The 12,045-nt window shown below is 58.4% G+C and carries 15 protein-coding genes; 14 read left to right on the top strand and 1 reads right to left on the bottom strand.

Features of this window, described 5'->3' with window-relative positions:
* Nucleotides 1-150: 150 nt before the first annotated feature.
* Nucleotides 151-966: a type III secretion system regulator SuhB gene (suhB, locus tag WLY71_RS11720; RefSeq protein ID WP_033061458.1), complete on the bottom strand. Its 816-nt coding sequence runs from the start codon at nucleotides 964-966 to the stop codon at nucleotides 151-153.
* A 146-nt stretch (nucleotides 967-1,112) separates the two neighbouring features.
* On the opposite strand from suhB, the gene trmJ reads away from it, so the two are divergent.
* The 14 genes from trmJ (at nucleotide 1,113) to WLY71_RS11790 (ending at nucleotide 12,042) form a co-directional block, all read left to right on the top strand.
* Nucleotides 1,113-1,883: a tRNA (cytosine(32)/uridine(32)-2'-O)-methyltransferase TrmJ gene (gene trmJ / locus WLY71_RS11725; RefSeq protein WP_347803668.1), complete on the top strand. Its 771-nt coding sequence runs from the start codon at nucleotides 1,113-1,115 to the stop codon at nucleotides 1,881-1,883.
* 2 nt (nucleotides 1,884-1,885) lie between these two features.
* On the top strand, nucleotides 1,886-2,662 hold the full coding sequence (gene cysE / locus WLY71_RS11730; RefSeq protein WP_347803669.1) for a serine O-acetyltransferase: 777 nt from the start codon (nucleotides 1,886-1,888) through the stop codon (nucleotides 2,660-2,662).
* A gap of 169 nt (nucleotides 2,663-2,831) precedes the next feature.
* Nucleotides 2,832-3,323: a Fe-S cluster assembly transcriptional regulator IscR gene (gene iscR, locus WLY71_RS11735; protein WP_007903581.1), complete on the top strand. Its 492-nt coding sequence runs from the start codon at nucleotides 2,832-2,834 to the stop codon at nucleotides 3,321-3,323.
* Between the two features lie 50 nt (nucleotides 3,324-3,373).
* Nucleotides 3,374-4,588, top strand: coding sequence for an IscS subfamily cysteine desulfurase (locus WLY71_RS11740; protein WP_074873944.1), 1,215 nt, complete (start codon nucleotides 3,374-3,376; stop codon nucleotides 4,586-4,588).
* Nucleotides 4,589-4,672: 84 nt separating this feature from the next.
* A complete protein-coding gene (gene iscU / locus WLY71_RS11745) occupies nucleotides 4,673-5,059 on the top strand; it encodes a Fe-S cluster assembly scaffold IscU (RefSeq protein WP_003443374.1) in 387 nt (128 codons plus the stop codon).
* A 34-nt stretch (nucleotides 5,060-5,093) separates the two neighbouring features.
* A complete protein-coding gene (iscA, locus tag WLY71_RS11750; RefSeq protein ID WP_007903589.1) occupies nucleotides 5,094-5,417 on the top strand; it encodes an iron-sulfur cluster assembly protein IscA in 324 nt (107 codons plus the stop codon).
* A gap of 8 nt (nucleotides 5,418-5,425) precedes the next feature.
* The gene (hscB, locus tag WLY71_RS11755) at nucleotides 5,426-5,947 is read left to right on the top strand and encodes a co-chaperone HscB (RefSeq protein WP_347803700.1); all 522 of its coding nucleotides are present in this window, start codon (nucleotides 5,426-5,428) and stop codon (nucleotides 5,945-5,947) included.
* A gap of 51 nt (nucleotides 5,948-5,998) precedes the next feature.
* Nucleotides 5,999-7,861, top strand: a complete 1,863-nt coding sequence (gene hscA, locus WLY71_RS11760) for a Fe-S protein assembly chaperone HscA (protein WP_347803670.1) — start codon at nucleotides 5,999-6,001, stop codon at nucleotides 7,859-7,861.
* Nucleotides 7,862-7,863: 2 nt separating this feature from the next.
* Nucleotides 7,864-8,205: an ISC system 2Fe-2S type ferredoxin gene (gene fdx / locus WLY71_RS11765; protein ID WP_347803671.1), complete on the top strand. Its 342-nt coding sequence runs from the start codon at nucleotides 7,864-7,866 to the stop codon at nucleotides 8,203-8,205.
* Nucleotides 8,206-8,219: 14 nt separating this feature from the next.
* Nucleotides 8,220-8,420 (top strand): Fe-S cluster assembly protein IscX, encoded by a 201-nt coding sequence (gene iscX / locus WLY71_RS11770; protein ID WP_116581898.1) that lies wholly within the window; start codon nucleotides 8,220-8,222, stop codon nucleotides 8,418-8,420.
* A gap of 214 nt (nucleotides 8,421-8,634) precedes the next feature.
* Entirely contained in the window at nucleotides 8,635-9,060 is a 426-nt protein-coding gene (gene ndk / locus WLY71_RS11775; protein ID WP_007916882.1) for a nucleoside-diphosphate kinase, read from the top strand.
* A 28-nt stretch (nucleotides 9,061-9,088) separates the two neighbouring features.
* On the top strand, nucleotides 9,089-10,237 hold the full coding sequence (gene rlmN, locus WLY71_RS11780) for a dual-specificity RNA methyltransferase RlmN (protein ID WP_123368319.1): 1,149 nt from the start codon (nucleotides 9,089-9,091) through the stop codon (nucleotides 10,235-10,237).
* A gap of 12 nt (nucleotides 10,238-10,249) precedes the next feature.
* The gene (pilW, locus tag WLY71_RS11785) at nucleotides 10,250-11,008 is read left to right on the top strand and encodes a type IV pilus biogenesis/stability protein PilW (RefSeq protein ID WP_347803672.1); all 759 of its coding nucleotides are present in this window, start codon (nucleotides 10,250-10,252) and stop codon (nucleotides 11,006-11,008) included.
* Nucleotides 11,008-12,042, top strand: a complete 1,035-nt coding sequence (locus WLY71_RS11790; RefSeq protein WP_347803673.1) for a RodZ domain-containing protein — start codon at nucleotides 11,008-11,010, stop codon at nucleotides 12,040-12,042. The genes pilW and WLY71_RS11790 overlap by 1 nt, the downstream gene beginning before the upstream one ends.
* Nucleotides 12,043-12,045 lie beyond the last annotated feature (3 nt).

The raw sequence follows: 12,045 nt of genomic DNA on the forward strand, positions 1-12,045 counted from the left end.
TGCATTACGTTCTGCCTCATCGACGAGAGGAGCGCGTTTATCCCCGGACTATAAGGCTCAAATCCCCGAAGTATCCGATAAAAAACAAAAATGCCAGTCAGCTTAACTGACTGGCATTACCCCGAGGGGTGCTTTTTTGTGGCTGCTCGCTTAGCGTTTCAGCGAAGCCGGCAGGTGCGGCTGGATGGCCGTCAGTACTGCTTTGAAGCATTTGGTGTTACCGGCAACGACGTGGCCTTTCTCAAGGAAGTCGTGGCCGCCGGTGAAGTCGCTCACCAGGCCGCCTGCTTCCTGAATCAGCAGGGCGCCTGCAGCCATGTCCCATTCGGACAGGCCAGACTCCCAGAAGGCGTCGAAACGGCCGGCAGCCACGTAGGCCAGGTCCAGGCTCGCCGAGCCAGCGCGGCGGATGCCGGCGGTCTGGCCAACCAGGGCGCGGAACATGCCCAGGTAGTTGTCGAGGTTGTCCATTTGGTCATCGCGGAACGGGAAGCCGGTACCCAGCAGGGCGCCGTCCAGGCTGGTGCGGCCGCTGACGCGCAGACGACGACCGTTCAGTTGAGCGCCACGACCACGGCTGGCGGTGAATTCTTCCTGGCGAACCGGGTCCAGAACAACAGCGTGTTCCAGGCGACCGCGGTATTTGCAGGCGATGCTGACAGCGAAGTGAGGAATGCCGCGCAGGAAGTTGGTGGTGCCGTCCAGTGGGTCGATGATCCACAGGTAGTCTTCGCCTTCGCCGCTACCAGGGTGCATGCCGGTTTCTTCACCGAGAATGCCGTGGGTAGGGTAGGCCTTGCGCAGCGCGTCGATGATTTTCTGCTCGGCGGCGCGATCCACCTCGGATACGTAATCCTTGGCGTCTTTTTCGTCGACCTTGATGGTATCCAGGCGCTCGATGGAGCGGAAGATCAATTCACTGGCGCTGCGGGCGGCGCGCAGCGCGATATTCAGCATGGGCTGCATGGATGTGTCACCTAAGGTTGTTAAAGAAAGCCGAGCATTCTATCAGAACTTTTCTACAGGTGAAGGTCGGTGTTCGGATTCGTAGCTTAACGGTAGGATGAACTGTAAGATTCTGCTCCCCATTTCTGTGTTCGAGAGCGCCTCCCTTGCTGCATAACATTCGTGTCGTCCTGGTCAATACCAGCCATCCCGGGAATATCGGCGGGGCTGCGCGTGCCATGAAGAACATGGGCCTGTCGCGGCTGGTGCTGGTCGAACCGCGGTTGTTTCCGCATCACGAAGCCGATGCTCGTGCTTCCGGTGCCGGTGACATCCTTGAAAACGCGCAAGTCGTCGCCACTTTGGAAGATGCCTTGGTTGGCTGCAATCTGGTGCTCGGCACCAGCGCCCGTGACCGTCGCATTCCCTGGCCGTTGCTCGATCCCCGCGAATGCGGTGTGAAAGTGGTCGAGGAAGCAACGCAGGGCGCTGAAATCGCTTTGGTCTTTGGTCGTGAAGATTCCGGTCTGACCAATGAAGAGCTGCAGCGATGTCATTATCACGTGCACATCCCATCAGACCCTGAGTTCAGTTCGCTGAACCTTGGGGCGGCGGTGCAGGTGTTGAGCTATGAAGTGCGTATGTCCTGGCTCGCGGCCCAAGGTCAGCCGAGCAAGGTCGAGAAGGATGAAGTGGCGTCCACCAAAAGTGGTGAGCTGGCGACCATGGATGAGCTGGAGCGATTCTATGAGCACCTGGAGCAAACCCTGGTGGCCATTGAATTCCTCGATCCGGAAAAACCACGGCACTTGATGGCGCGCCTGCGCCGGTTGTACGGGCGCAGCTCGGTCAGCCGGGCGGAAATGAATATATTGCGTGGCATCCTCACGGAAACCCAGAAAGCGGCCCGTGGCGAGCTTCTAAAGCGGAAGGATTAAAAATGTTCGAGCGTTTGCGTGAAGATATCCAGAGTGTTTTCCATCGTGATCCGGCAGCGCGCAACGCCTTTGAAGTTCTGACGTGCTACCCGGGCATGCACGCCATCTGGATCCACCGCCTGTCGTCGGCGCTGTGGGGTATGGGCTGGAAGTGGCTGGCGCGGCTGGTGTCAAACTTCGGTCGCTGGTTGACCGGGATTGAGATCCATCCGGGTGCCAAGGTCGGTCGTCGTTTCTTTATCGACCATGGCATGGGCATCGTCATCGGTGAAACCGCTGAGATTGGCAATGATGTCACTCTTTATCAGGGCGTGACCCTGGGTGGCACCAGTTGGAACAAGGGCAAGCGTCACCCGACTCTTGAAGATGGCGTGGTGGTCGGGGCGGGAGCCAAGGTGCTGGGTCCGTTTACGGTCGGCGCCGGAGCCAAGGTCGGTTCCAACGCCGTGGTCACCAAGGCGGTTCCGGCAGGTGCGACGGTGGTCGGCATTCCGGGGCGGATCATCGTCAAGTCTGACGATGAGCAGGACGCCAAGCGTAAGGCCATGGCCGAGAAAATCGGTTTCGATGCCTACGGGGTCGGCGAAGACATGCCTGATCCGGTGGCTCGCGCCATTGGTCAGCTGCTTGATCACCTGCAGGCCGTCGACGGCCGTCTGGAGGGGATGTGCGGTGCGTTGAAGGACCTGGGCAGTAACTACTGCGCCAAGGATCTGCCTGAGTTGCGCGAAGAAGACTTCGCCTGCGTGAAGGATAAAGATGAAAGCAAGGCCAGCTAACTCCGGGCTGGCCCCTTCGCAAGCAATTGCTGGCTGTTCGTGGCCAGCCTTTGCTATGATGCGCGCGCTCTTTTGCGGGTAATCCTGACTAAAGTACTAGGTCTTATAGTTGACTTAAATACTCGGGAATTGCATACTCGCCCCATTCTGAACTCCGTGGTAATTGTCCATGCGACTGACTACAAAAGGCCGATACGCCGTGACTGCCATGCTTGACCTGGCGTTGCACGCGCAGCACGGGCCGGTGTCCCTGGCCGATATCTCCGAGCGCCAAGGCATCTCCCTGTCCTACCTCGAACAGCTCTTCGCCAAATTGCGCCGCAGCAATCTGGTGTCCAGCGTCCGTGGTCCAGGCGGCGGCTATCAGCTGTCGCGCGACATGCAGGGCATCCAGGTCGCCCAGGTGATCGATGCGGTTAACGAGTCGGTCGATGCAACCAAATGCCAGGGCCAAGGTGATTGCCATCAAGGCGACACCTGTCTGACCCACCACTTGTGGTGCGATCTGAGCCTGCAGATTCACGAATTTCTCAGCGGTATCAGCTTGGCTGACCTTGTCACTCGCCGTGAGGTACAAGAAGTAGCCCAGCGTCAGGATCAGCGCCGTTGCAACAGCAAAGCGCCACGCCTGGACAAGATTGAAGCGTCCGCCGTCGAATGACAGCCAAAGAGCTAGCGGCACGCCAGCCAGCCTGATTTAGGAGATAGTCCATGAAATTGCCGATTTACCTTGATTACTCTGCGACCACCCCGGTTGATCCGCGTGTAGCGCAAAAAATGAGTGAATGCCTGCTGGTTGACGGAAACTTCGGTAACCCGGCGTCCCGTTCTCACGTGTTCGGCTGGAAAGCTGAAGAGTCCGTCGAAAACGCTCGTCGTCAGGTCGCTGACCTGGTCAACGCCGACCCGCGTGAAATCGTCTGGACCTCCGGTGCCACCGAGTCCGACAACCTGGCAATCAAGGGTGCGGCGCATTTCTATGCCACTAAAGGCAAGCACCTGATCACCACCAAGATTGAGCACAAGGCTGTCCTCGACACCATGCGCCAACTGGAGCGTGAAGGCTTCGAAGTCACTTACATCGAGCCTCGCACTGATGGTCTGGTCACCCCAGAGATGATCGAAGCTGCCCTGCGCGACGACACCATCCTGGTTTCGGTCATGCACGTGAACAACGAAATCGGCACCATCAACGACATCGCAGCCATCGGCGAACTGACCCGTTCCAAGGGCATCCTGTTCCACGTCGACGCTGCTCAGTCCACCGGCAAGGTCGATATCGACCTGTCGAAGCTGAAAGTCGACATGATGTCGTTCTCTGCCCACAAAACCTACGGCCCTAAAGGCATCGGCGCACTGTACGTGAGCCGCAAGCCGCGTGTTCGCATTGAAGCGACCATGCACGGCGGCGGTCACGAACGCGGTATGCGTTCGGGCACCCTGGCGACCCACCAGATCGTCGGCATGGGCGAAGCCTTCCGCGTAGCCAAGGAAGACATGGTTGCCGAGAACATCCGCATCAAGGCCCTGAGTGACCGCTTCTTCAAGCAGGTCGAAGGCCTGGAAGAGCTGTACATCAACGGCAGCATGACAGCCCGCGTTCCGCACAACCTGAACCTGAGCTTCAACTACGTTGAAGGCGAGTCGCTGATCATGGCGCTCAAGGATCTGGCGGTTTCGTCCGGTTCGGCCTGCACCTCGGCTTCCCTTGAGCCTTCGTACGTACTGCGCGCCCTGGGCCGCAACGACGAACTGGCACACAGCTCGATTCGCTTCACCTTCGGCCGTTTCACCACCGAGGAAGAAATCGACTACGCCGCGCAGAAAGTCTGCGAGGCCGTTACCAAGCTGCGCACTCTGTCGCCGCTGTGGGACATGTACAAAGACGGTGTCGACATTTCGAAAATCGAGTGGGCGGCACACTGATTTCAAGTCGCCGCAAACCGGCCCTGTGAACCCTCGGGCGCAGGGCTTCAAGAGCGACTCTCTGATGAGTGAGGATTAAGAATCATGGCTTACAGCGAAAAGGTCATTGACCACTACGAGAACCCGCGCAACGTCGGCAAGATGGACGCGGAAGACCCTGATGTCGGCACCGGCATGGTCGGCGCTCCGGCGTGCGGCGACGTGATGCGTCTGCAGATCAAGGTCAACGAGCAAGGCATCATCGAAGACGCCAAGTTCAAGACGTACGGTTGCGGTTCGGCTATCGCCTCCAGCTCCCTGGCGACCGAGTGGATGAAAGGCAAGACTCTGGATGAAGCAGAGACCATCAAAAACACTCAGCTGGCTGAAGAACTGGCTCTGCCGCCAGTAAAAATTCACTGCTCCGTACTTGCTGAAGACGCTATCAAAGCGGCCGTTCGCGACTACAAGCAGAAGAAAGGCTTGATCTGACTTTCAAGATTTGGCGACGAGTAAGGAGTCACCGATGGCTATCAGCATGACAGAAGCGGCTGCTCAACACGTGCGACGCTCCCTCAACGGGCGCGGCAAAGGTGAAGGGATTCGTCTGGGTGTTCGCACCACAGGCTGTTCCGGCCTTGCCTACGTGCTGGAGTTTGTCGACGAGGTGGTTGCAGAGGATCAAGTGTTCGAAAGTCACGGCGAGAAAGTGATCATCGACCCGAAAAGCCTGGCCTACCTGGACGGCACCGAACTCGATTTCGTCAAGGAAGGGTTGAACGAAGGCTTCAAGTTCAACAATCCCAACGTGCGCGGTGAATGTGGCTGCGGCGAAAGCTTCAACATCTGAGGCTGCGCGTGGGTACTCCTTGTCATTTCGCTTTATTTGAGCTGAAACCGAGCTTCCGTCTGGATCTCGATCAGTTGGCCACGCGCTACCGTGAGTTGGCGCGCGGTGTTCATCCGGACCGCTTTGCAGACGCTTCCGAGCGCGAGCAGCGGCTGGCGCTAGAGCAATCCGCGAGCCTCAACGAGGCCTACCAGACGCTCAAAAATCCCCCAAAGCGCGCGCGTTACTTGCTCGCCATGGGCGGTCGCGAGCTGCCGCTGGAGGTCACGGTGCATGATCCGGAGTTTCTTCTGCAGCAGATGGAGCTGCGCGAAGAGCTCGAAGACCTGCAAAACAGCGCCGACCTGGCGGGTGTTGCAGTGTTCAAGCGTCGCCTGAAGACTGCGCAGGATGAACTGAACGAAAGCTTCGCAGCCTGTTGGGATAATGCAGCGCAACGTGAACAGGCCGAACGCCTGATGCGGCGCATGCAGTTCCTCGACAAGCTCACCTACGAAGTGCGCCAGTTAGAAGAGCGCCTCGACGATTAACCCAGTGCCGCTCCGGTCGCACGCCTGATATACAGATAAGTCCTGATAACGATGGCCCTACTGCAGATCGCCGAACCCGGCCAAAGTCCTCAACCGCACCAGCGTCGTCTGGCTGTGGGGATCGACTTGGGCACTACCAATTCGCTGGTCGCTGCATTGCGCAGTGGTCTTTCCGAACCTCTGGCTGACGCTGACGGGCAGGTCATCCTGCCGTCTGCCGTGCGCTACCATGCCGATCGTGTCGAGGTCGGCGAGTCGGCCAAACTGGCTGCCGCCACCGATCCTTTGAACACCGTGTTGTCGGTCAAGCGCTTGATGGGTCGTGGTCTGTCCGACGTCAAGCAATTGGGCGATCAACTGCCGTACCGCTTCGTCGGCGGCGAGTCGCACATGCCGTTCATTGACACCATTCAGGGCCCGAAAAGCCCGGTCGAAGTTTCCGCCGATATCCTGAAAGTGCTGCGTCAGCGCGCCGAAGCGACGTTGGGTGGCGAACTTGTGGGCGCGGTGATCACCGTTCCGGCCTATTTCGACGATGCTCAGCGTCAAGCCACCAAGGACGCGGCCAAACTGGCCGGTCTGAATGTGCTGCGTCTGCTCAATGAGCCGACCGCGGCCGCTGTGGCTTACGGTCTTGATCAACACGCTGAAGGCCTGGTCGCGATTTATGATCTGGGTGGTGGCACCTTCGATATTTCGATTCTGCGCCTGACCGGCGGTGTGTTTGAGGTTTTGGCTACCGGCGGCGACAGTGCGCTGGGCGGCGATGACTTCGACCATGCAATCGCTGGCTGGATCATCGAGAGCGCCGGTCTGTCCGCCGATCTCGATCCGGGTGCGCAACGCAATCTGCTGCAAACCGCTTGTGCGGCCAAAGAAGCCCTGACCAATGCCTCGTCCGTTGAAGTCGCTTATGGCGACTGGAAAGCCGAGCTGACCCGTGAAGCCTTCAATGCGTTGATCGAGCCAATGGTTGCCCGCAGCCTGAAAGCCTGTCGCCGCGCTGTGCGTGATTCCGGTATCGAGCTGGACGAAGTGCACGCGGTGGTCATGGTGGGCGGTTCGACACGCGTGCCTCGCGTCCGCGAAGCCGTCGCTGAAGCCTTCGGCCGCGAACCGTTGACCGAAATCGATCCGGATCAAGTGGTGGCCATCGGTGCCGCGATCCAGGCCGATACGCTGGCCGGCAACAAGCGCGATGGCGATGAACTGCTGTTGCTTGACGTGATTCCGTTGTCCCTGGGGTTGGAAACCATGGGCGGCCTGATGGAGAAGGTGATTCCACGCAATACCACCATCCCCGTCGCCCGCGCCCAGGACTTCACCACTTACAAAGATGGCCAGTCGGCCATGGCGATCCATGTGTTGCAGGGCGAGCGCGAGCTGATCAGCGACTGCCGCTCCCTGGCACGCTTCGAATTGCGCGGTATTCCGGCGATGGTGGCGGGTGCGGCGAAGATTCGCGTGACGTTCCAGGTCGATGCCGACGGTCTGCTCAGTGTCTCCGCTCGTGAGCTGGGTTCGGGCGTCGAGGCCAGCATCCAGGTCAAGCCGTCCTACGGCCTGACGGATGGCGAAATTGCCAAGATGCTCAAGGACTCGTTCCAGCACGCCAACGACGACAAGGTCGCTCGTGTGTTGCGTGAACAGCAGGTCGATGCCCGGCGCCTGATCGAAGCGGTGCAGGGCGCCCTCGATGTCGATGGCGAGCGTTTGCTCGACGCTGAAGAGCGCATGGTTATCGAGTTGCAGATGCAGGAACTGACCGAACTGATGAAAGGTACTGATGGTTACGCCATCGAGCAGCAGACCAAGCGTCTGTCGCAAGTGACCGACGCCTTTGCTGCCCGCCGCCTGGACTCGACGGTGAAAGCCGCGTTGGCGGGGCGCAACCTGAATGAGATTGAGGAATAACGATGCCGCAGGTCATTTTTCTGCCACACGATAAGTTTTGCCCGGACGGCATGGTTGTGGAGGCTGAGCCCGGTACATCCATTCTCGAACTGGCCCATGAACACCATATCGAGATGGAAAGCGCCTGTGGCGGCGTCTGCGCCTGCACCACCTGTCACTGCATCATTCGTGAAGGCTTTGACTCTCTGGAAGAGGCGGATGAGCTGGAAGAAGACTTTCTTGATCGTGCCTGGGGTCTGGAGGCGCAATCGCGTCTAGGCTGTCAGGCGATCGTCGGGAATGAAGACCTGACTGTCGAAATTCCGAAATACTCGCTCAACCATGCGGCCGAAGCGGCGCACTGATTCAAGGAACTGAAATGAGTCTGAAATGGGTTGATGTGCTGGAAATCGCGATCCAGCTGGCTGAATCCAAGCCGGATGTGGATCCGCGTTATGTGAACTTCGTCGATCTGCACAAATGGGTGCTGGCATTGCCGGAGTTCAGTGATGATCCGACCCGCGGTGGCGAGAAGGTGCTTGAAGCCATTCAGGCCGCCTGGATCGAAGAAGCAGAGTAGGAGCTGACGAGCGAAGCGAGGCTGCGATCTTTTCAAAGCGACCGGAATCTCAAGCGCAAAGCAGAATCAAAGGATCGTCCGAACGCGGCCCGAGCCTTCGGCAGCTCCTACAAAGGGCAGAGGTCGCGACCTTACGCAGTTAGGCAATACCAAAGAACCCGCGTATAATTCGCGGGTTTAATTTTTCGCAAATTACCGTTTCTGGAGTTACATCATGGCTGTTCAACGTACTTTCTCCATCATCAAGCCTGACGCTGTTGCAAAAAACGTTATCGGCGAGATCACCACTCGTTTCGAAAAAGCTGGCCTGCGCGTTGTAGCTTCGAAACTGAAGCAACTGTCCAAAGCTGAAGCTGAAGGCTTCTACGCTGAGCACAGCGCTCGTGGTTTCTTCGGCGACCTGGTTGCTTTCATGATCTCCGGTCCGGTTGTCGTTCAGGTTCTGGAAGGCGAAAACGCTATCGCTCTGAACCGCGAGCTGATGGGCGCTACCAACCCTAAAGAAGCTGCTGCCGGTACCATCCGCGCTGACTTCGCTGATTCCATCGACGCCAACGCTGTACACGGTTCGGACTCCGAAGCCGCTGCTGCTCGCGAAATCTCGTACTTCTTCGCAGCTACTGAAGTAACCACTCGCTAAGCATTGCCTTAAGAGTGAAGGTGAATCCATGACTACATCGACTGTAAAAACCAACCTGCTGGGTCTGACTCAGCTGGAAATGGAAAAATTCTTCGACTCAATCGGGGAGAAGCGTTTCCGTGCCGGTCAGGTAATGAAATGGATTCACCACCTTGGCGTCGATGATTTCGACGCCATGACGAACGTCAGCAAGGCCTTGCGCGACAAGCTCAAGGCTATTGCCGAAGTTCGCGGTCCTGAAGTGGTCAGCGAGGACATCTCCACCGACGGCACCCGTAAGTGGGTGGTGCGCGTGGCGTCCGGTAGCTGCGTCGAGACCGTGTACATTCCCCAGGGCAAACGCGGCACTTTGTGCGTTTCGTCCCAGGCAGGCTGTGCCCTGGATTGCAGTTTCTGCTCCACCGGCAAGCAAGGATTCAACAGCAACCTCACTGCCGCCGAAGTCATCGGCCAGGTGTGGATTGCCAATAAATCGTTCGGCAGCATCCCGGCGACCGCCGACCGTGCCATCACCAACGTGGTGATGATGGGCATGGGTGAGCCGCTGCTGAACTTCGACAACGTCGTGGCCGCCATGCATCTGATGATGGATGACCTGGGCTACGGGATCTCCAAGCGCCGCGTAACCCTGTCTACATCGGGTGTGGTGCCGATGATCGATGAGCTGTCCAAGCACATCGACGTCTCCCTGGCGTTGTCCCTGCACGCACCGAACGACGCATTGCGTAACCAATTGGTGCCGATCAACAAGAAGTATCCGCTTAAGATGCTTCTCGAGTCGTGCCAGCGCTACATGTCGTCCCTGGGCGAGAAGCGCGTACTGACCATTGAGTACACGTTGCTCAAGGACATCAACGACAAGGTCGAACACGCGGTCGAAATGATCGAATTGCTCAAGAACATCCCGTGCAAGATCAACCTGATTCCGTTCAACCCGTTCCCGCATTCCGGTTACGAGCGCCCGAGCAACAACGCGATTCGTCGTTTCCAGGATCAGCTTCACCATGCCGGCTTCAATGTCACCGTACGCACCACCCGCGGTGAAGACATCGATGCCGCGTGTGGCCAATTGGTAGGACAGGTGCTGGATCGCACCCGTCGCAGCGAACGTTATATCGCCGTGCGCGAGTTGAGCGCCGAAAACGATATCGCAACAAACGCCGCGAACAATAATTAAGAGAGGATCTCTATGTCCCTGCGCTTCGCGCTGCTTTTGCTGTTGGCCAGCCTGTGTGCTGGTTGTGTCCTGTCGGGCGATTTCAACCCGATGAAGACCAGCAAGGGCCGCGATGAAGCGCGCGTTGCCTATGTGCAGCTGGGCTTGGGGTACTTGCAGCAGGGCATGACCGAACGGGCGAAAGTACCGTTGAAGAAAGCGCTGGATCTGGATGACTCGGATCCGGATGCCAACGCTGCGCTGGGCCTGGTATTCCAGGCCGAGATGGAGCCGGAGCTGGCGGATCAGCATTTTCGCAAGGCGCTGTCTTCACGCCCCAACGATGCGCGAATCCTGAACAACTACGGCAGTTTTCTTTTCGAAGAGAAACGGTACAAAGAAGCGTACGAGCGCTTTGAACAGGCCGCCGCCGATACCTTGTATCCTGAGCGTTCGCGGGTGTTCGAGAACCTCGGAATGACCGCTTCGAAGCTTGGGCAGCGTGATCTGGCCCGGCAGCAGCTGGAAAAAGCCCTGCGTTTGAATCGCCAACAGCCACGTGCATTGCTGGAAATGGCTGAGTTGTCCTTCGAAGACAGGCATTATGTGCCCGCGCGTGACTATTACGATCGTTTTAGCCTGCTCACCGAGCAAAATGCACGTAGTCTATTGCTCGGCGTTCGGCTGGCAAAAGTGTTTGATGATCGCGACAAGGCCGCCAGTTTTGGCCTGCAACTAAAACGACTCTATCCCGGTACGCCGGAATATCAGCAATACCTGTCGGAGCAATGATGAAAGCGGCGCATCCCGAAGTTGTAGCAGCGAATCGCGTTAATCCCGGTGAGACTTTACGCCAGGCCCGCGAAAGCAATGGCTGGTCGCTGGCCGAAGTGGCCCTCAAGCTCAACCTCACCGTCAATTCCCTGAGCAATCTGGAAGCCGGCGCTTTCGACAAGCTGCCTGGGCATACCTTTGCTCGCGGTTACATTCGCGCCTACGCGAAATTGCTCGGCATGGATCAAACCGTACTGGTCCAGCAGTTCGACCAATCCACCGGCACCGACTCCCAGGGCAGCAACGTTCATAGCCTGGGACGTATCGAAGAGCCGGTTCGGGTTTCCCACACCATTTTGCGAGTTGTCAGCCTGTTGTTGCTGTTCGCAGTGATTGGTGGTGGTTTTGTCTGGTGGCAGGATCAAACCTCATTGCGCACCAAAGACCTGACCAGCCTGAGCCCGGAACACGTTGAAGTCGAAGGCGCTGACGGCACCACCCAGATCCATCCGCTGGACGAGCCGGAAGACCAGGCCGTCGCGGAAGGTCAGGTTGAAGGCACAACCGCTCTTTCGTTGCCGCAAGCCGAGACGTCGGCTGAAGCGCCGGCCGAAGCTGAAGCCACCGCACCTGCTGCACCGACTGCACCAGCACCAGCGCTGACGCCCGCTGCACCGGCGCACAGCACCGCACCGGTTGTCGCGATTCCGACCGCGCCAGCCCCGACTGCTCCCGTTGTATCGACCCCGCCTGCGAGCGCCTCGGTTACTCCGACCATTCCCGCTCCGGCAGCGGCTGCTCCGGTTGCTGGCCAGGGTCAGGTTCAACTGCAATTCACTGCCGATTGCTGGACGCAAGTGACCGATGGCAGCGGTAAAGTGCTGTTGAGCGGTCTCAAGCGCAAAGGCGAAAACGTTTCCGTGAGCGGCAAGCCACCTTTCTCCGTGCGTCTGGGCTTCGCCCGTGGCGCGCAGGTCAGCTACAACGGGCAGGTGGTTGATGTCGCTCCGTTCACCAGTGGCGAGACTGCTCGCCTGAAGTTGGGTCAATAAGTC

It is taken from the genome of Pseudomonas rossensis, from assembly GCF_039888995.1.
GTDB classification, from domain to species: domain Bacteria; phylum Pseudomonadota; class Gammaproteobacteria; order Pseudomonadales; family Pseudomonadaceae; genus Aquipseudomonas; species Aquipseudomonas rossensis.